At 41.5% G+C, this 25,171-nt stretch carries 29 protein-coding genes and 3 riboswitches; of the genes, 22 read left to right on the forward strand and 7 right to left on the reverse strand.

Annotated features, from left to right (window positions below; translation table 11 throughout):
- Window positions 1–165: 165 nt before the first annotated feature.
- The gene (locus HT731_RS06370) at window positions 166–1,074 is read right to left on the reverse strand and encodes a LysR family transcriptional regulator (protein WP_001222592.1); all 909 of its coding nucleotides are present in this window, start codon (window positions 1,072–1,074) and stop codon (window positions 166–168) included.
- Between the two features lie 63 nt (window positions 1,075–1,137).
- On the opposite strand from HT731_RS06370, the gene HT731_RS06375 reads away from it, so the two are divergent.
- Window positions 1,138–1,407, forward strand: coding sequence for a YqgQ family protein (locus HT731_RS06375; RefSeq protein ID WP_171039330.1), 270 nt, complete (start codon window positions 1,138–1,140; stop codon window positions 1,405–1,407).
- On the forward strand, window positions 1,407–1,790 hold the full coding sequence (locus HT731_RS06380) for a rhodanese-like domain-containing protein (RefSeq protein ID WP_101781327.1): 384 nt from the start codon (window positions 1,407–1,409) through the stop codon (window positions 1,788–1,790). The genes HT731_RS06375 and HT731_RS06380 overlap by 1 nt, the downstream gene beginning before the upstream one ends.
- Before the next feature lie 33 nt (window positions 1,791–1,823).
- Here HT731_RS06380 and HT731_RS06385 read toward each other — a convergent pair whose 3' ends face one another.
- Entirely contained in the window at window positions 1,824–2,549 is a 726-nt protein-coding gene (locus tag HT731_RS06385) for a pseudouridine synthase (protein WP_173278175.1), read from the reverse strand.
- 161 nt (window positions 2,550–2,710) lie between these two features.
- Here HT731_RS06385 and typA point away from each other — a divergent pair, with 161 nt between their 5' ends.
- The 7 genes from typA (at window position 2,711) to pyrE (ending at window position 10,207) form a co-directional block, all read left to right on the forward strand.
- Window positions 2,711–4,552: a translational GTPase TypA gene (gene typA, locus HT731_RS06390; RefSeq protein ID WP_000164111.1), complete on the forward strand. Its 1,842-nt coding sequence runs from the start codon at window positions 2,711–2,713 to the stop codon at window positions 4,550–4,552.
- Window positions 4,553–4,571: 19 nt separating this feature from the next.
- Window positions 4,572–4,826 carry a DUF3165 family protein gene (locus tag HT731_RS06395; RefSeq protein ID WP_061759174.1) on the forward strand — a complete coding sequence of 85 codons (255 nt, stop codon included), beginning with the start codon at window positions 4,572–4,574 and terminating at the stop codon, window positions 4,824–4,826.
- Window positions 4,827–4,939: 113 nt separating this feature from the next.
- Entirely contained in the window at window positions 4,940–6,292 is a 1,353-nt protein-coding gene (gene murD, locus HT731_RS06400; protein WP_173278176.1) for a UDP-N-acetylmuramoyl-L-alanine--D-glutamate ligase, read from the forward strand.
- 2 nt (window positions 6,293–6,294) lie between these two features.
- Window positions 6,295–7,353, forward strand: a complete 1,059-nt coding sequence (locus HT731_RS06405; protein WP_173278178.1) for a UDP-N-acetylglucosamine--N-acetylmuramyl-(pentapeptide) pyrophosphoryl-undecaprenol N-acetylglucosamine transferase — start codon at window positions 6,295–6,297, stop codon at window positions 7,351–7,353.
- 9 nt (window positions 7,354–7,362) lie between these two features.
- Window positions 7,363–8,607, forward strand: a complete 1,245-nt coding sequence (locus HT731_RS06410) for a cell division protein FtsQ/DivIB (RefSeq protein WP_173278180.1) — start codon at window positions 7,363–7,365, stop codon at window positions 8,605–8,607.
- Window positions 8,608–8,839: 232 nt separating this feature from the next.
- The gene (gene pyrF / locus HT731_RS06415; RefSeq protein ID WP_173278182.1) at window positions 8,840–9,541 is read left to right on the forward strand and encodes an orotidine-5'-phosphate decarboxylase; all 702 of its coding nucleotides are present in this window, start codon (window positions 8,840–8,842) and stop codon (window positions 9,539–9,541) included.
- A 33-nt stretch (window positions 9,542–9,574) separates the two neighbouring features.
- Window positions 9,575–10,207, forward strand: a complete 633-nt coding sequence (pyrE, locus tag HT731_RS06420) for an orotate phosphoribosyltransferase (protein WP_173278184.1) — start codon at window positions 9,575–9,577, stop codon at window positions 10,205–10,207.
- 175 nt (window positions 10,208–10,382) lie between these two features.
- Here pyrE and HT731_RS06425 read toward each other — a convergent pair whose 3' ends face one another.
- Genes HT731_RS06425 through HT731_RS06440 form a run of 4 tightly spaced genes read right to left on the reverse strand, consistent with a single transcriptional unit; the run spans window position 10,383 to window position 13,337 of the window.
- Window positions 10,383–11,249 (reverse strand): cysteine ABC transporter substrate-binding protein, encoded by an 867-nt coding sequence (locus HT731_RS06425; RefSeq protein ID WP_173278186.1) that lies wholly within the window; start codon window positions 11,247–11,249, stop codon window positions 10,383–10,385.
- 11 nt (window positions 11,250–11,260) lie between these two features.
- Window positions 11,261–12,019, reverse strand: coding sequence for an amino acid ABC transporter ATP-binding protein (locus tag HT731_RS06430; protein ID WP_173278189.1), 759 nt, complete (start codon window positions 12,017–12,019; stop codon window positions 11,261–11,263).
- Window positions 12,020–12,697: an amino acid ABC transporter permease gene (locus tag HT731_RS06435; protein ID WP_173278190.1), complete on the reverse strand. Its 678-nt coding sequence runs from the start codon at window positions 12,695–12,697 to the stop codon at window positions 12,020–12,022.
- A complete protein-coding gene (locus tag HT731_RS06440) occupies window positions 12,657–13,337 on the reverse strand; it encodes an amino acid ABC transporter permease (protein ID WP_173278192.1) in 681 nt (226 codons plus the stop codon). The genes HT731_RS06435 and HT731_RS06440 overlap by 41 nt, the downstream gene beginning before the upstream one ends.
- Before the next feature lie 215 nt (window positions 13,338–13,552).
- Here HT731_RS06440 and lctO point away from each other — a divergent pair, with 215 nt between their 5' ends.
- The 11 genes from lctO to thiE (HT731_RS06495) all read left to right on the forward strand — a co-directional run bounded on the left by lctO (window position 13,553) and on the right by thiE (HT731_RS06495) (window position 23,075).
- Window positions 13,553–14,689 (forward strand): L-lactate oxidase, encoded by a 1,137-nt coding sequence (lctO, locus tag HT731_RS06445; protein WP_173278194.1) that lies wholly within the window; start codon window positions 13,553–13,555, stop codon window positions 14,687–14,689.
- Window positions 14,690–14,846: 157 nt separating this feature from the next.
- A riboswitch (TPP riboswitch) is annotated at window positions 14,847–14,935 on the forward strand.
- Window positions 14,936–15,149: 214 nt separating this feature from the next.
- Window positions 15,150–15,818, forward strand: a complete 669-nt coding sequence (locus tag HT731_RS06450) for a TenA family protein (RefSeq protein WP_173278196.1) — start codon at window positions 15,150–15,152, stop codon at window positions 15,816–15,818.
- Between the two features lie 129 nt (window positions 15,819–15,947).
- Window positions 15,948–16,730 carry a hydroxyethylthiazole kinase gene (gene thiM / locus HT731_RS06455; protein WP_173278197.1) on the forward strand — a complete coding sequence of 261 codons (783 nt, stop codon included), beginning with the start codon at window positions 15,948–15,950 and terminating at the stop codon, window positions 16,728–16,730.
- 1 nt (window position 16,731) lies between these two features.
- Window positions 16,732–17,361, forward strand: a complete 630-nt coding sequence (gene thiE, locus HT731_RS06460) for a thiamine phosphate synthase (protein ID WP_153225968.1) — start codon at window positions 16,732–16,734, stop codon at window positions 17,359–17,361.
- A 209-nt stretch (window positions 17,362–17,570) separates the two neighbouring features.
- A riboswitch (TPP riboswitch) is annotated at window positions 17,571–17,659 on the forward strand.
- Window positions 17,660–17,816: 157 nt separating this feature from the next.
- Entirely contained in the window at window positions 17,817–18,377 is a 561-nt protein-coding gene (locus HT731_RS06465; RefSeq protein WP_049497440.1) for an ECF transporter S component, read from the forward strand.
- Complete coding sequence (locus HT731_RS06470) at window positions 18,378–19,763, forward strand: ABC transporter ATP-binding protein (RefSeq protein ID WP_173278199.1); 1,386 nt, start codon at window positions 18,378–18,380, stop codon at window positions 19,761–19,763.
- Window position 19,764: 1 nt separating this feature from the next.
- The gene (locus HT731_RS06475; RefSeq protein ID WP_061759187.1) at window positions 19,765–20,415 is read left to right on the forward strand and encodes an energy-coupling factor transporter transmembrane component T; all 651 of its coding nucleotides are present in this window, start codon (window positions 19,765–19,767) and stop codon (window positions 20,413–20,415) included.
- 10 nt (window positions 20,416–20,425) lie between these two features.
- Entirely contained in the window at window positions 20,426–21,118 is a 693-nt protein-coding gene (gene tenA / locus HT731_RS06480) for a thiaminase II (protein WP_153225966.1), read from the forward strand.
- Between the two features lie 4 nt (window positions 21,119–21,122).
- Window positions 21,123–21,647: an energy coupling factor transporter S component ThiW gene (gene thiW, locus HT731_RS06485; protein ID WP_061759189.1), complete on the forward strand. Its 525-nt coding sequence runs from the start codon at window positions 21,123–21,125 to the stop codon at window positions 21,645–21,647.
- Complete coding sequence (locus HT731_RS06490) at window positions 21,647–22,450, forward strand: hydroxyethylthiazole kinase (RefSeq protein WP_061759190.1); 804 nt, start codon at window positions 21,647–21,649, stop codon at window positions 22,448–22,450. Before thiW ends, HT731_RS06490 begins: the two co-directional genes overlap by 1 nt.
- Complete coding sequence (gene thiE / locus HT731_RS06495; protein ID WP_061759191.1) at window positions 22,443–23,075, forward strand: thiamine phosphate synthase; 633 nt, start codon at window positions 22,443–22,445, stop codon at window positions 23,073–23,075. Before HT731_RS06490 ends, thiE (HT731_RS06495) begins: the two co-directional genes overlap by 8 nt.
- A 159-nt stretch (window positions 23,076–23,234) precedes the next feature.
- On the opposite strand, the gene thiD is transcribed toward thiE (HT731_RS06495), so the two are convergent.
- On the reverse strand, window positions 23,235–24,026 hold the full coding sequence (gene thiD, locus HT731_RS06500; protein ID WP_061759192.1) for a bifunctional hydroxymethylpyrimidine kinase/phosphomethylpyrimidine kinase: 792 nt from the start codon (window positions 24,024–24,026) through the stop codon (window positions 23,235–23,237).
- An 83-nt stretch (window positions 24,027–24,109) separates the two neighbouring features.
- Window positions 24,110–24,207, reverse strand: a riboswitch (TPP riboswitch).
- Between the two features lie 184 nt (window positions 24,208–24,391).
- Between thiD and HT731_RS06505 the strand changes: the two genes are divergently transcribed.
- Complete coding sequence (locus HT731_RS06505; protein WP_001167198.1) at window positions 24,392–24,787, forward strand: CopY/TcrY family copper transport repressor; 396 nt, start codon at window positions 24,392–24,394, stop codon at window positions 24,785–24,787.
- Between the two features lie 10 nt (window positions 24,788–24,797).
- The gene (locus HT731_RS06510) at window positions 24,798–25,169 is read left to right on the forward strand and encodes a cupredoxin domain-containing protein (RefSeq protein ID WP_000935061.1); all 372 of its coding nucleotides are present in this window, start codon (window positions 24,798–24,800) and stop codon (window positions 25,167–25,169) included.
- Window positions 25,170–25,171: the final 2 nt, after the last annotated feature.

Raw genomic sequence — 25,171 nt, forward strand, 5'->3', positions numbered from 1 at the left:
AGAACTAGATTTTATTCCTGGTTCTTGAGGTTTTTAGGTTATTCGATTTAGAGTGATTCTCATACTCAATGAAAATCAAAGAGCAAACTAGGAAGCTAGCCGCAGGCTGTACTTGAGTACGGTAAGGCGACGCTGACGTGGTTTGAATTTGATTTTCGAAGAGTATCAACTATCAAACTGGACTTCTTCTAGTAAATAGTCGATAAAGCGTTCGCCCATCTTAGATAGGCTGGTTTTCTCATGCTGGATATAGACCAGCTCAATTGGGTCATCAATATCAAGTGGGATAGAAACGATATTGTCTCCGTTGAGGTTGCTGTTCAAAATCCCTGTTGCAATGGTATAACCATCCAAACCAATCAAGAGATTAAAGAGAGTGGCACGGTCACTGACTACGATGGATTTCTTGTGGTGCTCTTGGGAAAGAATCTCTTCTGAAAAGTAGAAGGAGTTGTGAGTTCCTTGGTCATAGCTGAGGTAAGGGAAATTCTCCAAATCAGACAGTTTGACCTTGTCTTTCTTTGCCAGAGGATTAGTCTTGCTGACAAAGATATGCGGTTGTGCTGTGAAGAGATGGTGAGCCAGCAGGTGGTTGTCATCCAGCATTTTGGTTAAAACATCACGGTTGTAACTGTTCAAAAATAGGACACCGACCTCACTACGGAAGTTTTTGACGTCGTCGATAATTTCCCAAGTCCGAGTTTCACGAAGAAAAAGCTCGTATTTTTCCATATCGCTTTTCTTGAGCAGAGAGACGAAGGCATTGACCACAAAGGCATAGTGTTGGGAGGAAACGCTAAAGAGTTCGCGGTGGGCGACAGGATTTTTATAACGTTCCTCTAGAAGCTGAGTTTGCTCGACAACCTGACGGGCATAAGATAGAAACTCCATCCCATCACGGGTCAAGGTGATACCCTTGGGATTGCGGATAAAGATTTCAATGCCCATTTCATTTTCCAAATCTCTCACAGCGTTGGAAAGACTCGGCTGGGTGATAAAGAGTTGCTTGGCTGCCTCATTCATGGAGCCAGTTTCGACGATTTTGATAATATAGTGTAATTGTTGAATTCTCATGTTTTTATTGTACCACACTTGTGTCAGAATCGCCAAAGAAGATAGGAAAATCAGGAGGAGTATGTGAGTCTCTTCTTGAAAAAAACACAAAATTTTGCTAGAATGAGTCTTATGAAAACATTCTATGATGTGCAGCAATTCCTCAAACGATTTGGTATTATTGTTTATATGGGAAAACGCTTATATGATATTGAACTGATGAAGTTGGAACTCTCACGGATTTACGATGCAGGGTTGATGGACAAACTAGACTATCTAGAGGCAGAAGCAGTTCTTCGTAGAGAGCACAAGCTAGAATTGGATTATATTGAGAAAAATGGAGAAAAGAACTAATGGTTACTTGGATTTTGTGGGCACTTATACTAGCAATGTTGGCGTGGATGGGCTTTAACTATCTTCGTATTCGCCGTGCGGCTAAAATCGTAGACAATGAGGAGTTTGAAGCCTTGATTCGTACAGGTCAATTGATTGATTTGCGTGATCCAGCAGAATTCCACAGAAAACATATCCTTGGAGCCCGCAATATTCCTTCAAGCCAGTTGAAGACTAGTCTTGCAGCCCTTCGTAAGGATAAACCTGTCCTTCTCTACGAAAACCAACGTGCGCAACGTGTGACAAATGCAGCCCTTTACTTGAAAAAACAAGGTTTTTTTGAGATTTATATCCTTTCTTATGGTTTGGATTCTTGGAAAGGTAAAGTCAAAGTCGAGAAATAAGAAAACGAGCTTGGATATTTCCGAGCTCATTTTTTAACCACTTTTTCTGAGAAGTTCACGAATACTTGCTAATTCTTCCGAGTTTAGGGGTCGATAGTCCCCTTCTTTTAGATTCTCATCCAAACTCCAAGGTCCAAAATGGGTGCGCTTTAGGGAGGTCACTTTAACACCAACCGATAGGAACATTTTCTTGACTTGATGAAATTTTCCTTCTGAAATGGTGATAGAGGCTTGACTGAGGGAAGGATTTGCAGATAGAATCTTTAGTCTTGCAGGTTTACAGACAGTACCATCTAAAAAGACAATTCCCTTTTGAAAGGCTTGAATATGGTCAGGTGTCAGAAGTCCATTAACCTCAACTCGATAAGTCTTATCGACATGATACTGAGGATGAAGGAGCTGAAAGCCCAAGGGACCGTTGTCGGTCAAGAGGAGGAGTCCCGTCGTATCTCGGTCCAGTCGGCCGACGGCATAGAGCTTGTCAGACTGGATGTCAGGCGGAAGGATGTCCATGACGGTTGGAAGTTCCCTGTCTTTGTTGGCTGTAACGACACCAGCAGGCTTATGAAGCATAAGGTAGGTGTGCTCATAACCTTGGATGATTCGGCCCTGAAAAAGGAGTTCTTGTAGTCCTGTATCGATATTCTGAGCTAGGGAGCGGGCTGGGCAACCATCGACGAGAATGTTCCCTTTGAGGAGTGCTTGCTTCATGGCCTTTCGGCTGATTTTTTCTTGGGCTAATAAATTATCTAAACGCATACTGTGCCTATCTTATCATAAGTATCTTACTTTGAAAAGGCTTGACGTGAAAAGAAAAGCAGAGTGAAAACATTTACACTTGCTTGAGTTATGTTATTTACCTGAAATTATGGTATAATCGTTCAGTTAGAAAATAAATTTTGAATATTATAGAGGAAATCATGACAAAATTAAGAGAAGATATCCGTAACATTGCGATTATCGCCCACGTTGACCACGGTAAAACAACCCTCGTTGACGAATTATTGAAACAATCAGAAACGCTTGATGCACGTACTGAATTGGCAGAGCGTGCTATGGACTCAAACGATATCGAAAAAGAGCGTGGAATTACCATCCTTGCTAAAAATACAGCCGTTGCCTACAACGGAACTCGTATCAACATCATGGACACACCAGGACACGCGGACTTCGGTGGAGAAGTTGAGCGTATCATGAAAATGGTTGACGGTGTTGTTTTGGTCGTAGATGCCTACGAAGGAACCATGCCACAGACTCGTTTCGTATTGAAAAAAGCCTTGGAACAAGATCTTGTCCCAATCGTTGTTGTTAACAAAATTGATAAACCATCAGCTCGTCCAGCAGAAGTAGTGGACGAAGTCTTGGAACTTTTCATCGAGCTTGGTGCAGATGACGACCAGCTTGATTTCCCAGTGGTGTATGCTTCAGCGATCAACGGAACTTCTTCATTGTCAGATGATCCAGCTGACCAAGAAGCGACTATGGCACCAATCTTTGACACGATTATCGACCATATTCCAGCTCCAGTAGATAACTCAGATGAGCCTTTACAGTTCCAAGTGTCACTTTTGGACTATAATGACTTCGTTGGACGTATCGGTATCGGTCGTGTCTTCCGTGGTACTGTTAAGGTTGGGGACCAAGTTACCCTTTCTAAACTTGACGGCACAACTAAAAACTTCCGTGTTACAAAACTCTTCGGTTTCTTTGGTTTGGAACGTCGTGAAATCCAAGAAGCAAAAGCAGGTGACTTGATTGCCGTTTCAGGTATGGAAGACATCTTTGTCGGTGAGACCATTACTCCGACAGACGCAGTTGAAGCTCTTCCAATCCTACACATCGATGAGCCAACTCTTCAAATGACTTTCTTGGTTAACAACTCACCATTTGCTGGTAAAGAAGGTAAATGGGTGACTTCTCGTAAGGTGGAAGAACGTTTGCAGGCAGAATTGCAAACAGACGTTTCCCTTCGTGTTGACCCAACTGATTCACCAGATAAATGGACTGTTTCAGGACGTGGAGAATTGCACTTGTCAATTCTTATCGAAACAATGCGTCGTGAGGGATATGAACTTCAAGTATCTCGTCCAGAAGTTATCGTAAAAGAAATCGACGGTGTTAAATGTGAACCATTTGAACGTGTTCAAATCGATACTCCAGAAGAATACCAAGGATCTGTTATCCAAAGCCTTTCTGAACGTAAAGGTGAAATGTTGGATATGATTTCAACTGGTAATGGTCAAACTCGTTTGGTCTTTCTTGTTCCAGCGCGTGGTTTGATTGGGTACTCAACTGAGTTCTTGTCAATGACTCGTGGTTACGGTATTATGAACCATACCTTCGACCAATACTTGCCATTGATTCCAGGTGAAATTGGTGGTCGTCACCGTGGTGCCCTTGTTTCTATCGATGCTGGTAAGGCTACAACTTACTCAATCATGTCTATCGAAGAACGTGGTACAATCTTTGTCAACCCAGGTACTGAAGTTTACGAAGGAATGATCATCGGTGAAAACTCTCGTGAAAATGACTTGACAGTTAACATCACTAAGGCAAAACAAATGACCAACGTTCGTTCAGCTACTAAGGACCAAACAGCTGTAATCAAGACGCCTCGTATCTTGACACTTGAAGAATCTCTTGAGTTCTTGAACGACGATGAGTACATGGAAGTAACGCCTGAGTCTATCCGTTTGCGTAAACAAATCCTTAACAAGGCAGAGCGTGAGAAAGCTAATAAGAAGAAAAAATCAGCTGAATAAGAGCTAGAAAGAGATAAAGATGGTTTATTTAATCATAGGAATCCTCTTATTACTACTCTATGTATTTGCGACACCACAAAGCATTAAAGGGACAGTCAATATCGTCCTTGTCGTCTTTGCTTTCGTAGCACTTTTGATTTTGCTGATGCTGTCTGTCCTGCAAATCTTTCAGCTACCGACAGAATTCTTTATCGCAATCGCCATGCTCTTCCTAGCATACTTTAGCTTGCGAGATATTACCCTCATGTCGGTCCATAAAAGTAAAAGAAGATAAAAGAGAGTTTCGGCTCTCTTTTTGCTTGTTAGAATGCCTAATCTGAGCATTTTCATTTAGAATTATTTCCATAAAAATGGTAAAATAGTAGGAGTAGAAATGGAGTTTGAGACATGAAAGTAATAGATCAATTTAGAAATAAGAAAGTCCTTGTTTTAGGTTTGGCCAAGTCTGGTGAATCTGCAGCTCGTTTGTTGGATAAGCTAGGTGCCATTGTGACGGTAAATGATGGGAAGCCTTTCGAAGACAATCCAGCTGCGCAAAGTTTGCTGGAAGAAGGGATCAAGGTTATCACAGGTGGCCATCCTTTGGAACTTTTGGATGAAGAGTTTGCCCTTATGGTGAAAAATCCAGGCATTCCCTACAGCAATCCTATGATTGAAAAGGCTTTGGCCAAGGGAATTCCAGTCTTGACTGAGGTGGAATTGGCTTACTTGATTTCAGAAGCGCCCATTATCGGTATCACAGGTTCAAATGGAAAAACAACCACAACGACTATGATTGGGGAAGTTTTGACTGCTGCTGGGCAACATGGTCTTTTATCAGGAAATATCGGCTATCCTGCCAGTCAGGTTGCTCAAACTGCGACAGACAAGGACACGCTTGTCATGGAACTTTCTTCCTTCCAACTCATGGGTGTGCAAGAATTCCATCCTGAGATTGCTGTTATTACCAATCTCATGCCAACTCATATCGACTACCACGGTTCTTTTGAGGAATATGTAGCAGCTAAGTGGAATATCCAGAACAAGATGACAGCAGCTGATTTCCTTGTCTTAAACTTTAACCAAGACTTGGCAAAAGAATTGGCTACCCAAACACAGGCTACTGTTGTTCCATTTTCAACACAGGAAAAGCTTGCTGGAGCTTATCTAGAAGATGGTCAGCTCTACTTCCGTGGAGAAGTGGTCATGGCAGCTAGCGAAATCGGAGTTCCAGGTAGCCACAATGTGGAAAATGCCCTTGCAACGATTGCTGTAGCCAAGCTTCGTGGTGTGGATAACCAAACCATTAAGGAAACTCTTTCAGCCTTTGGTGGTGTCAAACACCGTCTCCAATTTGTGGATGAAATCAAAGGTGTTAAGTTCTATAATGATAGTAAATCAACCAATATCTTGGCTACTCAAAAAGCCTTGTCAGGATTTGACAACAGCAAGGTCGTCTTGATTGCAGGTGGTTTGGATCGTGGCAATGAGTTTGACGAATTGGTTCCAGATATTACTGGACTCAAGAAGATGGTCATCCTTGGTCAGTCTGCAGAACGTGTCAAACGGGCAGCGGATAAGGCTGGTGTAGCTTATGTGAATGCGACTGATATTGCAGATGCGACCCGCAAGGCCTACGAGCTTGCGACTCAAGGAGATGTAGTCCTTCTCAGTCCTGCCAATGCTAGCTGGGATATGTATGCTAACTTTGAAGTACGTGGCGACCTCTTTATCGACACAGTAGCGGAGTTAAAGGAATAAGTATGAAAAAAATTGTCTTTACAGGTGGGGGGACGGTTGGACACGTGACCCTCAATCTTTTGTTAATGCCCAAGTTTATCGAAGATGGCTGGGAAGTCCACTATATCGGGGACAAGCGTGGTATTGAACACCAAGAAATCCTCAAGTCAGGTTTGGATGTCACCTTTCATTCCATTGCGACTGGAAAATTGCGTCGCTATTTCTCTTGGCAAAATATGATGGACGTCTTTAAAGTTGGCTGGGGGATTGTCCAATCTCTCTTTATCATGTTGCGACTTCGTCCACAGGCCCTTTTTTCAAAGGGAGGTTTTGTCTCTGTGCCGCCTGTTATCGCAGCGCGTGTGTCAGGAGTGCCTGTCTTTATTCACGAATCTGACCTGTCTATGGGCTTGGCCAATAAAATCGCCTATAAATTTGCGACTAAGATGTATTCAACCTTTGAACAAGCTTCAAGTTTGTCTAAGGTTGAGCATGTGGGAGCAGTGACCAAGGTTTCAGATCAAAAAAATCCAGAACCCGATGAATTGGTGGATATTCAAACCCACTTTAATCCCCAATTGCCAACTGTATTGTTTGTCGGTGGTTCAGCAGGCGCTCGTGTCTTTAACCAATTGGTGACAGACCATAAGAAAGAACTGACAGAGCGCTACAATATTATCAATCTAACTGGAGATTCTATCCTGAACGAGTTGAGCCAAAATCTTTTTCGTGTTGACTATGTGACCAATCTCTATCAACCCTTGATGGAATTGGCTGATATTGTTGTGACAAGAGGTGGCGCCAATACGATTTTTGAGCTCTTGGCCATGGCAAAATTACATGTTATTGTGCCGCTTGGTCGTGAAGCTAGTCGTGGAGACCAGATTGAAAACGCAGCCTACTTTGTTAAGAAAGGCTATGCAGAAGAGCTTCAAGAAAGCGATTTGACCTTGGATAGTTTGGAAGAGAAGCTGTCTCACTTACTAAGCCACAAGGAAGACTACCAAGCTAAGATGAAGGCTTCTAAGGAATTGAAATCTCTAGCAGATTTTTATCAACTATTGAAAAACGATTTATCATAAGGAAAGTAAATGTCAAAAGATAAGAAAAATGAGGGCAAAGAAATCCTCGAAGAATTGAAAGAGTTATCAGAATGGCAGAAACGGAACCAAGAATATCTAAAAAAGAAGGCTGAAGAAGAGGCAGCCCTAGCTGAGGAGAAGGAAAAGGAAAGACAAGCTCGAATGGGAGCAGAATCTGAGAAATCAGAGGATAAGCAGGACCAGGAGAGTGAAGCAGACCATGAAGACTCAGAATCAGCCATGAAAGAGTCTGAAGAAAAAGTAGAAGCTCCAGAGGGTGACAAAGAGGAAGAAGAGATAGAAGAATCAGGGGCTAAAGAGAAGGAGGAACAGGATAAAAAACTTGCTAAAAAGGCTACAAAGGAAAAACCAGCCAAAGCAAAGATTTCTGGCCTCCATATCTTGCGAGCTCTAACGATTTTATTTCCAAGTCTGCTTTTATTGATTATCTCTGCTTACTTACTCAGTCCTTATGCGACCATGAAGGATATCCGTGTTGAGGGAACAGTGCAAACTACGGCTGATGATATTCGACAGGCTTCAGGCATTCAGGATTCGGATTATACGATTAACCTTCTGCTAGATAAGGCAAAATATGAAAAGCAGATCAAGTCTAACTATTGGGTTGAATCAGCTCAGCTTGTCTACCAATTTCCAACTAAATTTACTATCAAGGTTAAGGAATATGATATTGTAGCCTACTATGTTTCTGGAGAAAGTCATTATCCTATTCTTTCCAGTGGTCAGCTTGAGACCAGTGCTGTGAGCTTGGTCAGTCTACCAGAAACTTATTTATCTGTTTTCTTTAATGATAGTGAACAAATCAAGACTTTTGTCTCAGAACTTTCTCAAATTAGTCCAGAACTCAAGGATGCTATCCAAAAGGTGGAATTAGCTCCAAGCAAGGTGACTTCCGATTTAATTCGATTGACCATGAATGATTCGGACGAAGTCTTGGTTCCCCTTTCTGAAATGAGTAAGAAACTGCCTTACTACAGTAAGATTAAGCCTCAATTGTCAGAACCGAGTGTGATTGACATGGAAGCTGGCATCTACAGCTACACTGTGGCGGATAAATTAATTATGGAGGCTGAGGAAAAAGCTAAAAAAGAGGCCGAAGAAGCTGAGAAGAAACAGAAAGAGGAAGAGAAGAAAAGACTGGAAGAACAGCAGAATCAATTGGAAGAAGAGAAGAAAAAGCTGGAGGAAGAAAGCAATCGAAATCAAACGCCCCAGCGTTCACCGCGTCGCTAGCTTTACCTTTTCTCCTATAGCTCTTTAGTTGCCATGTTTTTACTTGACAAGTGCTAGTAGAAATAATAGAATAATAGAAAACCTTTAAAGCAGTCCAGAGAGGCAGCTAAGGTTAGACGGTGAAAGGGTGGAGACTACCCATTTTTCGTGGAACCTTGCTGTTGGCAGGTTCCTTTTTTCGTGGCTTCTTGTGGCCAGACTCTCTCACTAGCAAAGGTAAAAGGAGAAACCTATGCGAGAACATCGTCCAGTCATTGCTCTTGATTTTCCAAGCCTTGAGGCGGTCAAGAAATTTTTAGCTCTTTTTCCAGAGGAAGAAAGCCTTTATCTAAAGGTAGGGATGGAGCTCTATTATGCAGCGGGTCCTGAGATTGTATCTTACTTGAAAGGTCTGGGTCACAGTGTCTTTTTGGATCTCAAACTTCATGACATTCCCAATACAGTCAAGTCAGCAATGAAGGTCTTGTCTCAGCTTGGTGTGGATATGACCAATGTTCATGCGGCTGGGGGGGTAGAGATGATGAAGGCTGCGCGTGAAGGCCTTGGAAACCAAGCCAAATTGATCGCTGTCACTCAGCTGACCTCAACATCGGAAGCTCAGATGCAGGATTTTCAAAATATCCAAACCAGCCTGCAGGAGTCTGTCATTCATTATGCTAAGAAGACAGCTGAAGCTGGCTTGGATGGTGTCGTTTGCTCGGCTCAGGAAGTACAAGTCATCAAGCAGGCTACCAATCCAGATTTTATCTGTCTGACACCGGGCATTCGTCCTGCAGGTGCTGCGGTTGGAGATCAAAAACGCGTTATGACACCTGCTGATGCCTATCAAATCGGCAGTGACTATATTGTAGTGGGACGTCCCATTACCCAAGCTGAGGATCCTGTTGCAGCTTATCATGCCATCAAAGATGAATGGACACAGGACTGGAATTAAAGAACTAGATTAGAAAAATAAAAGGAGAATACCATGACACTTGCTAAAGATATCGCTAGCCACCTCTTGAAAATTCAAGCCGTTTACCTCAAACCAGAGGAGCCTTTCACTTGGGCATCTGGTATCAAGTCACCAATTTATACAGATAACCGTGTGACACTAGCCTATCCAGAAACTCGTACTCTCATTGAAAATGGTTTTGTGGATGCTATCAAAGAAGCCTTTCCTGAGGTAGAAGTCATTGCAGGAACTGCGACGGCAGGGATTCCTCACGGAGCTATTATTGCTGATAAGATGAACTTGCCATTTGCCTACATCCGTAGCAAACCAAAAGACCACGGTGCTGGTAACCAAATTGAAGGCCGTGTGGCTCAAGGACAAAAGATGGTAGTGGTTGAAGACTTGATTTCAACAGGTGGTTCTGTTCTTGAGGCAGTGGCAGCAGCCAAGCGAGAAGGAGCAGATGTGCTTGGAGTTGTAGCGATTTTCAGCTACCAATTGCCAAAAGCAGATAAGAACTTCTCAGATGCAGGTGTCAAACTTGTGACGCTTTCTAACTACAGTGAACTTATTCATCTAGCCCAAGAAGAAGGCTATATCACCCCAGAAGGATTAGGTCTCCTTAAACGCTTTAAAGAAGACCAAGAAAATTGGCAAAATGCCTAAAACATAGAAAATCAGGTAGTCACTAGAATTACCTGATTTCTTTTTGTGATGTTATTGGATCTTATACTCAATGAAAATCAAAAAGCAAACTAGGAAGCTAGCCACAGATTGCTCAAAGCACTGCTTTGAGGTTGTAGATAAAGCTGACGTGGTTTGAAGAGATTTTCGAAGAGTATTAGTCGACTTTTCCACCTTCAACAACTAGATCATCTGCTTTAGCAGCGTCACCGTAGGTTGGGTGAAGTGCTTTTTCATAGGCCTTGTGGAAGAAGTTTTCTTTGCCTAATTTTTCAATATCTTTATTGATAAAGTCTAGCAATTCTTGGTTGTCTTTTTGAACTGCTGCTGCAATGGTATCTGGGTCACCGAGGGAAGTAATTCCTACTTCAAACCCTTTATTTTCAAGCGCCCAAGCTAGGACTTCCGTATTATCAGTAGAGAAGGCATCTCCACGTCCGTCAAGAAGAGCTTGGTAAGAGTCACTGTATTGGTCGTATTTTTGAAGTTTGATTTCTGGATGATTCTTTTCAAAATAAGTCTCAGCCGTCGTTCCTTTTGTGACAATCAAGGTTTTACCTTCCAATTGTTTGATGTCTGTAATGAGACCAGTTTTAGGTGATACGACACCAAGAGAAACTTTCATATATGGAAGGGCAAAATCAACTTGTTTCTTACGTTCATCAGTCACTGTAAAGTTGGCAAGAGTAATATCTACCTTGTTTGAAATCAAGTATTCAGCACGGTTAGCAGCATCGACTGAAACGTATTTAACCTTGACACCAAGGTCTTGAGCCAGTTGGTTCCCAAGCTCAATATCGTAACCTTGGTAAGAACCATCATTGTCAACGTAACCAAAGGGTTTTTTGTCTCCAAATACGGCGATTCGTAGCTCACCGCTTTTTTTGATGTCATCGATAGTGCGAGCCTTGGCAGTCGTTTTTCCAGATGAGGAACCTGCATTTCCACCTGTGCTACAAGCTGTGACAAAGATAAGGGCAAAGGCAAGTGCCAAAAGAGTTAAGAGTGGTTTGATTAGTTTCATAAGAATCTCCTTTATAGATATGAGCCAAATTGGCTAAAGTCAAAGATGTTTAAAAATTCCTGTGTACGTTTGGTTTTCGGATTGGTGAAGAAGTCTTGAGCCGTTCCTTCTTCAGCGATTTTTCCTTGGTCGAGGAAGATAATCCGATCGGCAATAGCTTGGGCAAACTGCATTTCATGGGTTACTAAAATCATGGTGCGACCTTCTTGAGCCAAATCATTGATGAGTTCCAGAACCTCGCGTACCATTTCTGGATCCAGTGAAGCAGTCACTTCGTCAAAGAGGATAATTTCTGGATGCATGAGAAGGGCACGGACAATTGCAACCCGTTGCTTTTGTCCACCAGACAATTGACGTGCAAAGCTATGTTGTTTATTTAGCAAACCAACACGTTCCAGTAGTTGCAGAGCTTCTTCAGTTACTTCCTTCTTGTCTCTTCCTTGAGCCTTGATAGGACCTAGGATGAGGTTTTGTAGGACATCCAGATGGGGAAAGAGTTCATAACTTTGAAAGACCATGCCAATCTTTTGGCGAACTAGGTGAAAATCTTTTTTATTTTCAACGATAGACTGACCATCCAGAAGAATATCTCCACCTTGAATACTTTCTAAGCCATTGAGACAACGAAGGAGGGTACTTTTCCCACAACCAGATGGCCCAAGAATAACCACAACTTCTCCCTTTTTGATATCTAGAGAAAGTCCTTGGAGGATGGGATTGTCTCCGAAGGATTTTTTTAGTTCCTTGATTTCTAAGATAGTTTCAGACATTTAGTTCCTCCAATGTTTTTCTAAGTGAGTAGATAGTTTGGAAATAGGGAAGCAGACTGCGAAATACAAGACCAGAATGGTTCCATAAATCCAAAAGGAAGCGGTTGGGATAGTCAGGCGATTGCTATCGATGATTTGTTGTCCAACCTTGGTCACTTCAACAACCCCAATCAAGACAACCAAGGAAGTGGTTTTAATCATCCGAGTAACAAGGTTTATGGCTTGTGGCAGCAGTCTTCTCAAGACTTGAGGGATGATAATGTGGTAGTAGAGTTGCACTTTAGTTAAGCCAAGTGCCTGTCCACTTTCAAACTGATGCTTGGGGAGGGAAGTGATAGCTCCACGAACCAAGTCCCCCATCTCAGCTGTTCCCCAGAGGGTGAAAACAATAATAGCAGAAGTCTCACCTGAGATATTGATATTAAAGTTTCGAGCTAAGCCGAAATAAACGATGAAGAGTAGCACCAGCTGGGGCATGATACGGATAAATTCCAGATACAATCGTGTTAAAAATCGTACGATTCTAGAATGAGAGGTCATGATCATTCCCATGACCGTTCCGAATATCATGGATAAGAGGACAGACAGGATGGATATCCCAATGGTAACGCCCAGTCCCTGTATGATTCTCAGTAGATTATTTCCCTGAAAGAGTACTTGGATTCCCGAATCCTGCATGGCGTAGCCTCCTTTCTATCCAGCTAAAGACCAGTGAGATGGGGAGAAGCATGATCAGGTAAGCACCTACCAACATAGCTAGCGCAATGTCTGTCTCATAGTAGAGCCCAATCAAGTCCTTGGCGACGTACATGAGGTCGGCCAAAGCCACTGCTGAGAAAACAGAGGTTTCCTTGATGAGGAAAATAACATTGGCACTAAAGGACGGTAGAGCCACCGCTGTTGCTTGCGGAAGAACCACATAGCGAAAGACCTGTATAGGTGTCAGACCGATAGCTAATCCAATCTCCTGCTGGGTTTGACTGACGGCTTCCAGCCCACTTCGGAAAGATTCTGACATATAGGAACCTCCTAAAAAGACCAGTCCTAGCGTTGCACAGACTTCTGAAGATAGGACAATCCCTATTCGGGGAAGTCCGAAATAGAGAAAGAAGAGTTGAATCAAAAGGGGCGTGTTGCGTGACAATTCAATGTAGGCTGTTGCTATTTGCGCCAAAACAGGGATGCGGTAATGCCGGATGATACTAACGATTAAACCGAGCAGAAAGGATCCCAGAATCCCCCAAACTGCAATATGCAAGGTAAGAAGAAATGCCTTTTGATATAGTGGTAGATATTGTTCAACAATGGACCAATCCAAAAATAGAACCTCCCATCTAGAAATAATACAGTTATTGTAGCACTTAAAATCTCCTTTGGATAATATGTATTTTTTATTGACCTTATAAGGATTTTTTATCATAGAAATAAAGTTTCTGAAATTTCCAAACAAAATATTTGAAAAATTTTGAAAAAAGAGTTAAAATATCTTTGTAATATACAAAGTAAACGCTTACTTATTAAGGAGGGCATTTTATGTCATACAAAACAAGCAATGCAGAAGGTCATGTAGATTTCATCAATACCTATGATTTGGAGCCAATGGCACAACAAGTTATTCCTAAAGCAGCATTTGGCTATATCGCTAGTGGGGCGGAAGATACTTTCACTTTAAGAGAGAACATCCGTGCCTTTAACCACAAACTCATCGTTCCTCATACGCTTTGTGATGTTGAAAATCCAAGTACAGAGATTGAATTTGCAGGTGAAAAACTGTCTTCACCAATCATTATGGCGCCTGTTGCAGCTCATAAGTTGGCAAATGAACAGGGTGAAGTGGCGACTGCGCGTGGTGTGCATGAGTTCGGTTCTCTTTATACAACTAGCTCTTACTCTACTGTAGATCTTCCAGAAATTACAGAAGCCCTTCAAGGGACACCTCACTGGTTCCAATTTTACTTTAGTAAGGATGACGGTATCAACCGCCATATCATGGACCGTGTGAAGGCTGAAGGTTATAAAGCGATTGTCTTGACGGCAGATGCTACTGTAGGGGGCAATCGTGAGGTGGATAAGCGCAATGGTTTTGTCTTCCCAGTTGGCATGCCGATTGTTGAAGAATACCTACCAGAAGGTGCTGGAAAATCAATGGACTTTGTTTACAAATCAGCTAAACAACGCTTGTCTCCACGTGATGTAGAATTTATCGCTGAATACTCAGGACTTCCTGTGTATGTCAAGGGACCACAATGCCGTGAGGACGTTGAACGTTCGCTTGCTTCGGGAGCTTCTGGTATCTGGGTAACCAACCACGGTGGTCGTCAAATCGACGGTGGACCAGCTGCCTTCGACTCACTTCAAGAAGTAGCTGAAGCAGTTGACAAACGTGTGCCAATTGTCTTTGATTCTGGTGTTCGTCGCGGTCAACACGTCTTTAAAGCCTTGGCTTCAGGAGCAGACTTGGTAGCTATTGGTCGCCCTGTCATCTATGGTTTGGCTCTCGGTGGTAGTGTTGGTGTGCGTCAAGTCTTTGAACACTTGAATGCAGAATTGAAGACAGTCATGCAGTTGTCTGGAACTCAGACCATTGAAGATGTCAAACACTTCAAACTCCGTCACAACCCATATAACCCAACCTTCCCAGTTGATCCTCGTGACTTAAAATTGTATTAATAAAAGAGATTGCCTCCACTTGATGTGGAGGTTTTTGTTTGTGTTTTAAACGTTTTAATAAAGGGAAATCGTATCAAAATCTATATAAATATATTTTCTAATCAAATATCTTGCTAGGGTTTTCATTTTTTGCTATACTGGTGCAGTAATTAAATAATAAAGACATTTGGGGTGCTTTAGGCTGAGATGATACCCATTGAACCTGCTACAGTTAAGACTGGCGAAGGGAAATGTGAAACGTTTTTTCGTATGTCGAAATAAACGGTCTAATCTTGTAAGCTAAACTCTAATTCTTGATTGTAATTGGAGTTTTTTGTTTATATAAGCTGGATGGAGGCGATACAAAGTATTTAGGTAGCTCTTCTTGAACGCCCTTGATTTTCTTTAAAAAGGTCAAGTAAAACTAGGATTTTCTTGGTGTTTTGTTGATTACGAACGAGTAAAGAGAGGAAAAATAAATATGGAAACACGAGAATATGCATTTGAGCCAGGTTTGACTGTTGGAGAATTATTAAAAAGCAGTCAGAAGGATTGGCAGGCTGCAATCAATCATCGTTTTGTCAAGGAACTTTTTGCAGGTACAATTGAGAATAAGGTCTTAAAGGATTACCTGATTCAAGATTATCACTTCTTTGATGCCTTCTTATCCATGCTGGGTTCCTGTGTAGCCCACGCAGACCAGCTTGAATCCAAACTTCGTTTTGCCAAGCAACTAGGTTTTCTTGAAGCAGACGAAGACGGTTATTTCCAAAAGGCTTTCAAAGAGTTAAAAGTATCTGAGAATAACTATCTGGAAGTGACCTTGCATCCTGTAACAAAAGCCTTTCAGCAGCTTATGTATTCGGCAGTGGCTTCATCAGATTATGCCCATCTTTTGGTCATGCTGGTCATTGCAGAAGGTCTCTATTTAGACTGGGGTTCTAAAGATTTGGCTCTACCTGAAGCCTATATTCATTCGGAATGGATCAATCTCCACAGAGGTCCTTTCTTTGCAGAGTGGGTTCAATTTCTGGTTGACGAACTCAATCGTGTTGGGAAAGGTAGAGAAGATTTGACAGAACTTCAGCAACGCTGGAATCAAGCAGTTGGTTTGGAATTAGCCTTTTTTGATATTGGTTATGACGCCTAGAGAAGGTTTAGGATATTTACAAATTTGATGAGGTAAATCATTCAATGTAAATGAAAAAAATTTCTTAACGAAAGATAGAGATAAGTCGAAATCAGTAGATCGTATAAAGTGAAAAGGAAGGATTTCAATATGACAAGTTTAAAATTATTAAAACAAAAAGCACCTTTGGTCATTTGCATCACCAATGATGTAGTAAAAAATTTCACAGCAAATGGATTAGTAGCACTGGGTGCATCACCAGCCATGAGTGAGTTTCCTGCAGATTTAGAGGATTTGTTAAAGTATGCTGGAGGTTTATTAATAAATATAGGAACATTGACAGATGAAAATTGGAAATTATACCAAGCTGCTCTGAAAATTGCAGAGAAATATAATGTCCCAGCAGTTTTAGATCCTGTAGCCTGTGGAGCGGGAGAATATAGAAAAAAAGTAGCAGATGATCTAATTAACAATTACAAACTAGCCGCGATTAGAGGAAATGCTGGCGAGATTGCCTCTTTAGTAGGGATAAATGTGGCATCTAAAGGAGTAGATAGTGCTGGTGTAGATAATATTGATGAAATTGCTCTAGCAGCAAATGAGAAGTTCAATATTCCTATAATAGTAACAGGTGAAGTGGATGCTATTGCGGTAAATGGAGAAGTGGTAACGATTCATAATGGTAGTGCCATGATGCCAAAAGTTATTGGGACAGGATGCTTATTAGGTGCTGTAGTAGCAAGCTTTATCGGACTAGAAAAAGGTCAAGAATTGAAATCATTAGAAACAGCAATGTTGGTTTACAATATCGCTGGAGAAATGGCAGAAAAACGTCCAAATGGACATCTTCCTGGAACATTTAAAGTTGAATTTATAAATGCCTTATACGAGATTACAGACGAAGATGTAAAGGAATTCAAAAGAGTGAAGTAAGATGTTTCATAAAGAATTACTAAAACTATATTTTATTTGTGGAACGACTACTTGCCAGGGAAAAGATCTATATAGAGTCGTTGAGGAAGCCTTAAAAGGTGGTATAACCTTATTTCAATTTCGTGAAAAAGGTAAGGGAGCCTTAGAAGGTAAAGAAAAAGTCGACTTAGCAATTAAACTACAGGATCTTTGTAAAAAATACAATGTTCCGTTTATCGTTAATGACGATATTGAGTTAGCATTAGAAATAGATGCTGATGGCGTACATGTAGGACAGGATGACCTTGGAGTTGATGAAATTAGAAAATTGATGCCAGCTAAAATAATTGGTCTTTCTATAAAAAACGAGAAAGAATTTCAACAATCAAAAGTTGAATATGTAGATTATGTTGGTGTTGGTCCTGTATTTGATACCCAGTCAAAAGATGATGCTGGTGGTGCTATAGGTTATGAAGGTCTTAAATTGATGAGAAAACTATTGCCACAAATTCCCTTAGTTGCAATTGGTGGCATACAGACGAAACATATTAAAGACATTATGAAGACCAATATGGATGGTGTTTCAATCATTTCAGCAATATCGTATTCAAAAAATATAGAAAAAACTGTTCGGGAAATGAGTGAGCAATAGGTATCTATCCTTGGATTCTAAGTCAGTGGAAGTTTCCCTTTTCTAAAAAGCTATGCCTAGATTTAGCTCAAATGCCTAATCTATCAAACAAGACATTTGTTTTTTGCAAACGAAAGACTTACTATCTTTGTGAGTGCAAGGCTGTATTTCCAGTTCAATTTCTTGAACTAGAATAAATCATTTGTTAAAATAATTATATAATTAAATAATAAAGACATTTGGGGTGCTTTAGGCTGAGATGATACCCATTGAACCTGATACAGTTAAGACTGTCGAAGGGAAATGTGAAATGTTTTTTTCGTATGTCGAAAAGAACTGTCTAATCTTGTAAGCTAAACTCTAATTCTTGATTGTAATTGGAGTTTTTTTGTTTATATAAGCTGGATGAAGGCGATACAAAGCATTTAGGTAGCTCACCTTGAATGCCCCACTTTTCTTTAAAAAAGGAGTTTTTTATGTTGAAAAAATGGCAGTTAAAAGATGTTATTTTACTTGCTTTCTTGTCTATCTTTTTTGGTGGCGTTTTTGTAGGATCCGGCTATCTGTTTGATATCCTCACTCTGATTTTAGCCCCTCTTGGTTTGCAGGCCTTTGCCAATGAAATCCTCTTTGGTCTCTGGTGTATGGCTGCGCCCATTGCTGCCATCTTTGTTCCAAGAGTGGGAAGCGCAACGATTGGAGAAGTGCTAGCTGCGCTTGCTGAAGTCCTTTATGGTAGCCAATTCGGTCTAGGTGCCCTTTTGTCTGGCTTGGTTCAAGGTTTGGGAAGTGAACTTGGTTTTATCGTAACCAAGAATCGCTATGAAAGTTGGCTCTCTCTAACTGCCAATAGTATTGGGATTACGCTTGTTAGCTTTGTCTATGAGTACATTAAGTTAGGTTACTACGCCTTCTCCCTTCCTTTTGTCCTTTCCTTGCTTGTAGTGCGCTTTATTTCCGTCTTTTTCTTCTGTACTATCTTGGTTCGTGCCATTGTCAAACTTTATCATCAGTTTGCAACTGGGGGCAAGGCATAGATGGGGCTGGAACTACGAGCGATTCAGTCCCCAATCTTCTCTGAGCCGATTGATTTTACTTTTCATGCGCAAGCCTTTACCTTGTTAGTTGGAAGCAGCGGTTCAGGAAAATCTAGTCTCTTTCAAATGATTGCCCAAGTCAGTTCTCTTCCCTATAGCGGTCAAGTCCTGATAAATGGGAGCGAGGTCAGTCAGCTTTCTATCATCGAACGTGTCCAGACGGTTGGTATTCTCTTTCAAAATCCCAATCATCAATTTACCATGGAGAACTTGTTTGAGGAGCTGATTTTTACCCTGGAGAATATCGGCCATCCCGTTCAGGAAATTGATTCTAAAATAGCAGAGGTTGTCCAGCAATGTCGCTGCGAGAATATCTTGCACCGTCCCATCCATCACTTATCAGGTGGAGAAAAGCAAAAGGCTGCACTGGCAGTTCTCTTTGCTATGAATCCTAGGGTCTATCTTTTGGATGAGCCTTTTGCTTCTATTGACCGCAAGAGCAGGATAGAGATATTGGAGATTCTAAAAGAGTTGGTCTCTGATGGTAAGACAGTTATTTTGTGCGACCATGATTTAACGGACTATGAAGCCTATATCGACCACATGGTGGAGCTAAGAGACGGACAACTAAGGGAAGTATTTCAAATCCCTACCTCTGAGATGACACAGGTTGCTTCAAAGGAAGTTGCTTCTAGCCCAGAACTATTCCATATGGATAGAACGACTTGTGAGCTGGATAATCGTCTCCTCTTTTCAATTGCGGATTTTACAGTTTACCAAGGAATTTCCTGTATCTTGGGTGACAATGGTGTCGGGAAATCAACCCTATTTCGGTCTATTCTTCAATTTCAAAAGTATAATGGGCGCATTACTTGGAAGGGTTCGGTTCTGAAAAAGAAAAAGAGTTTGTACCGTGATCTGACAGGTGTTGTTCAGGAGGCTGAGAAGCAGTTTATTCGAGCCAGTTTGCGAGAGGAACTTCAATTAGATGGACCTGATTCTGAAAGAAATCAGCGAATTTTCCAAGCTTTACGGTATTTTGATCTGGAGCAGGCGCTCGATAAGAGTCCCTATCAATTAAGTGGTGGCCAGCAAAAGATTCTTCAGCTCTTGACCATCTTGACTAGCAAGGCTTCTGTGATATTGCTAGATGAACCTTTTGCAAGTTTGGATGATAGAGCTTGTGACTATTTTTGTCAGTGGATTGTGGAGGATAGAAATCAAGGAAGAAGTTTTCTAATCATTAGCCATCGTTTAGATCCCTTGATTTCTGTGGTCGATTATTGGATTGAGATGGCTAGTCAGGGGCTCAGTCATGTGAAAGAAGTGACAATTACCAAACCACTCACATCTCAGAGTAGCAATGCTCAAGGGGAGGTGAGATAGTATGGTCAAAGTAGCAACCCAGACACCGATTATCAGTCTCTTCTTGCTGATTTTATCCTTGGAAACATCTTTCATTCCTTCGATTGCTCTTAATCTTTCGGTAGTAGCATTTTGTATTCTCTTTATGCTCTATTATCGTCGATTTAAGATGTTAGCTTGGATGATTCTACTCGCCATTTTGCCATCTTTGGCCAACTACTGGGCAGTTCAGTTACATGGGGATGCTTCGCAGGCAGTCATGCTCGGAACGAGGGCTTTCGTTACAGTTTGTATAGGCCTTGTCTTTGTTTCCTCTATTTCCTTAAAAGAGCTTCTCTTGTACTTGGCTCAAAAGGGGTTATCACGCTCTTGGGCCTATGCCTTGATTGTGGTATTCAATTCCTTCCCCCTTATTCAGCAAGAAATCAAGTCCCTCAAAGAAGCTTGTCTATTACGTGGTCAAGAACTGCATGTTTGGTCTCCCTTAATTTACAGCAAGGTTCTGATGACAGTCTTTAGGTGGCGTCATCTTTATCTGAGAGCTCTGTCGGCGCATGGATATGACGAACATGCACAGTTGAAGAATAGCTATCGGACTTTTTATATTCCTAAAAGGACAATATTCATCTACCTGCTTTTCTTTTTATTGCTTCAAACCAGTCTATTTTTATAAAGGAGTTATTATGGAATTTACAGATATTGCGATGGAATTATCCAAGGAAGCTTGGCAGGCTTCTTTTCATCATCCCTTTATTTTACAATTACAAGAGGGAAATTTAGACCCGTCCATTTTCCGCTATTACCTGATTCAGGATGCCTACTATCTGAAGGCCTTCTCAGAAATCTATCACCTTTTGGCTGATAAGACTTCAAACCAAGAGATGAAAAGACTCTTGAAACAAAATGCTCAGAGTCTAGTGGAGGGTGAGTTATTTATCCGACAACAATTTTTCAAGGAATTGGAAATCAGCGATCAGGAAATGGAGCAACATCCAATCGCTCCAACCTGCTATCATTACATTTCTCACATTTATCGGCAATTTGCAGAGCCAAACTTGGGCATTGCCTTTGCAAGTTTGCTGCCTTGTCCTTGGTTATACCATGATATAGGCAAATCACTTAATATTAAACCATCACCAGATCCTCTCTATCAACAATGGATTGAAACTTATATTACGGATGAGTTAGAGCAACAGATCAGAGAGGAGGGAGCGCTGGTCAATCAACTCTATCGCGAAAGTGATGAGACAGACAAGAAAAAAATGCTAGATGCCTTCCACATCAGTGTTCACATGGAAGCCAAGTTTTGGCAAATGGCCTACCAACACCAGACATGGAAGAGTGATTTACAGTCTTTAGAAACAGGAGAAGAGTAGAAACATGAGAAAGCACCAATTGCAAGTTCACAAATTAACCATTTTATCCATGATGATTGCCCTTGATGTAGTCCTTACGCCTATCTTTCGGATTGAGGGAATGGCACCGATGTCCAGTGTAGTCAATATTCTAGCAGGAATCATGATGGGACCTGTTTATGCTTTGGTTATGGCTACAGTCACAGCCTTTATCCGTATGACGACTCAAGGGATTCCGCCTTTAGCTCTCACAGGAGCGACTTTTGGAGCCCTCCTTGCAGGTCTCTTTTATAAGTATGGTAGAAAATTTTATTTTTCTGCCTTGGGAGAAATTTTGGGAACAGGTATTATTGGTTCTATTGTTTCCTATCCTGTTATGGTACTTTTTACAGGATCAGCTGCTAAGCTTAGCTGGTTTATCTACACTCCTCGATTTTTCGGAGCAACCTTGATTGGTACAGCGATTTCCTTTATTGCCTTTCGATTTTTAATCAAGCAGGAATTCTTTAAAAAAGTGCAGGGATATTTCTTTGTTGAAAGGATAGACTGATGCAGGCATTGACAAATCCTTTTCCTATAGAAACGACTTCCCTCATTCACTGTATTACCAATGAGATTTCTTGTGAAATGCTGGCAAATGGGATTTTGGCTCTGGGATGTAAACCAGTTATGGCAGATGATTCCCGTGAGGTTCTTGATTTTACTAAGCAAAGCCAGGCACTCTTCATCAATTTGGGGCATTTGTCAGTTGAGAAGGAAAAAGCAATCCGTATAGCAGCTTCTTATGCAGCTCAAGCTGGTCTCCCAATGGTAGTAGATGCTGTTGGCGTAACAGCTTCATCCATTCGTAAGAGCTTAGTTAAAGACCTTTTAGACTATAGACCTACGGTTCTTAAAGGAAATATGTCGGAAATCAGAAGTCTTGTTGGCTTAAAACACCACGGCGTTGGGGTCGATGCCAGTGCTAAAGATCAAGAAACTGAGGATTTACTTCAAGTCTTGAAAGATTGGTGTCAGACCTATCCAGGCATGTCATTCTTAGTTACTGGCCCCAAGGATCTCATCGTTTCAGAGAATCAGGTTGCTGTATTGGAGAATGGCTGTGAAGAATTGGATTGGATAACAGGGACAGGAGACCTAGTTGGAGCCTTGGCAGCCGTTTTTCTCAGCCAAGGAAAAACTGCCTTTGAAGCTTCTTGCCTAGCGGTTTCTTATCTCAATATCTCCGCTGAGAGAATAGTTGTTCAAGGAATGGGATTGGAAGAATTTCGTTACCAAGTACTCAATCAGATTTCACTCCTCAAAAGAGATGAAAACTGGCTAGATGCTATCAAAGGAGAGGTTTATGAATAGAGAAGCACTTAGACTATATCTGGTAACCAATCGCTACCAAGATTCCTTGCAAAGTTTTCTTGAAAAGATTGAGACGGCTTGCCGCTCAGGGGTTACCATAGTCCAATTGCGAGAAAAAAATCTCACAACCAATCAATATTATCAACTGGCAAAACAAGTCAAGGAAATAACAGATGCCTATCAGATCCCCCTGATCATCGATGATCGTTTGGATGTCTGTCTTGCAGTTGATGCTGCAGGTCTGCATATCGGAGACGATGAACTACCAGTTCCGGTTGCCAGACAAGTCTTGGGCCCTGACAAAATACTTGGTGTCACAGCTAAAACTGTAAAAAGAGCCCTCGAGGCAGAAGAAGGGGGAGCAGATTACTTGGGGACAGGAGCCATTTTCCCGACTACGACCAAGGAAAATGCGCCTATCACCCTGATTTCAACCTTGAAAACAATTTGCCAAAGGGTCGCTATTCCAGTAGTTGCCATTGGCGGCTTGACGTCAGAGAATATTGACCAACTTATCGGCACAGGTATAGCTGGTGTAGCTGTCGTACGTGATTTGATGCAGGCAGAAGATATAGAGGCAAAAACGCAAGCCTTTTTAACAAAGTTGGATGACATTATTTTCTAATTAATACTCAATGAAAATCAAAGAGCAAACTAGGAAGCTAGCTGCAGGTTGCTCAAAACACAGCTTTGAGGTTGCAGATAAAGCTGACATAGTTTGAAAAGATTTTCGAAAAGTATAAAAACTCTCTAATTCCCTTAAAGTGGGAACTAGAGAGTTTTTTTAATCTTTAAAACTTGTATGGTTGACTGGACCAGAACCATGACCGAGTTGAGGGGCATCTTGAATGGCTTTTGTGATAAAGGCCTTGGCCTTATCGACTGCTTGATAGAGGGTTTTCCCCTTGGCTAGTTCAGCCGTAATCACAGCAGCAAAGGTACATCCAGTACCATGTGTATGACAGGTTTGAATTCGTGGACTTTCCCAGACAAATTGCTCATCCTTGGTAAAAAGGAAATCCTTAGCACCACCTTCGAGATGGCCACCTTTGATGACCACCGACTGAGGACCAAATTCTTTTAAAATCAGGCGACCAGCACGCTGCATGTCTTCGGGGTCATGGATTGAAAAACCAACAATCTCTTCTGCCTCAGGAAGATTGGGTGTGATGATGGTTGCAAGTGGAAGCAGGTTTGTTTTTAGGTAGGTTCTGGCACTGGTATCAATCAGAGTGTCTCCACTAGTAGCGACCATAACAGGGTCAAGGACGTAGGGACAATCTAGCTTTTTAAGATAGGGCTGGATGATTTCCATAATTTCAGTAGTTGCCAACATGCCAGTTTTTACAGCCTGAGGTGGGATATCCGAAAAGACACTCTCCAATTGGGATTTCAACATTTGAGGAGAAACGTGCTCGATTAGCTGAACACCTCTGGTATTTTGAGCGACAAGACTGGTCACAACGGCCATTCCATAGACATCTCTAGCTTGGAACGACTTTAAGTCAGCCATAATGCCAGCACCGCCACTAGGGTCAGTCCCTGCAATGGTCAAAGCAACGGGTAAATAAGTCATCTAAAACCTCCCAACCAACTGAAGTTTGTATTCTTAAGAACAAGCTAGTCTGTTTTAGAAAGGCAATAGAAGACTGCTAGTCCCCATTATCATTTCCACTTCCATCAGCTAGCATTACCTAGATTGAGTCAAAGGGTCTAACAGTCGTTAATCTCAGCTTTACGCACCCCTAGTGGTTGTTTTCTTTTTTTCTTTAGTATAGCATATTTTTATAGTTTATATAGTAAGATTTGACTGAAAATCCTTTATCGTATGGTTAAAATTCAATTTTTCAAAGAAAAGATAAATTTTATGGTTGACAAATGTAGATTTTAAGAGTATACTAATAACTGTAATTGACAAATGTAGATTTAGGAGGTGTGCTAATGCAGATTTCAGATGCAGAATGGCAGGTCATGAAGATTATTTGGATGCAAGGAGAGCAGACCAGTACGGATTTGATCAGGGTTCTGGCGGAGCGGTTCGACTGGTCCAAGTCAACCATTCAAACTCTTTTGGCTCGTCTGGTTGAGAAAGAGTGTCTGACTCGGAAAAAAGAAGGCAAGTTCTTTGTCTATTCAGCCCTATTAACTCTGGACCAAAGTCGGGATTTACTTGTCCAAGATATCAAAGACAAGGTTTGTTCTCGTAGGATTAAGAACTTGTTGGCTGATTTGATTGCCGAATGTGATTTTACTCAGGCTGACTTGGAAGACTTGGAAGCTGTGATTTCTGAGAAGAAATCAAGCGCTGTAACAAAAGTAAAATGTAATTGTATGTAAAGGAGACGTCATGTTAAATAGTATTGTAACCATTATTTGTATTGCCCTTATCGCGTTTATCTTGTTTTGGTTTTTCAAAAAGCCTGAAAAATCTGGACAAAAGGCCCAGCAAAAAAACGGCTACCAAGAGATTCGAGTGGAGGTCATGGGGGGCTATACGCCTGAGTTGATTATCCTCAAGAAATCAGTGCCAGCCCGCATTGTCTTTGACCGTAAGGACCCTTCGCCCTGTTTGGACCAAATTGTTTTTCCAGACTTTGGTGTACATGCGGACCTGCCAATGGGTGAAGAGTATGTAGTGGAAATCACGCCTGAGCAGGCTGGAGAGTATGGTTTCTCTTGTGGCATGAATATGATGCACGGCAAGATGATTGTAGAATAGGA

The sequence above is a fragment of the Streptococcus sp. k-163 genome (genome assembly GCF_013277555.1).
Lineage (GTDB): Bacteria > Bacillota > Bacilli > Lactobacillales > Streptococcaceae > Streptococcus.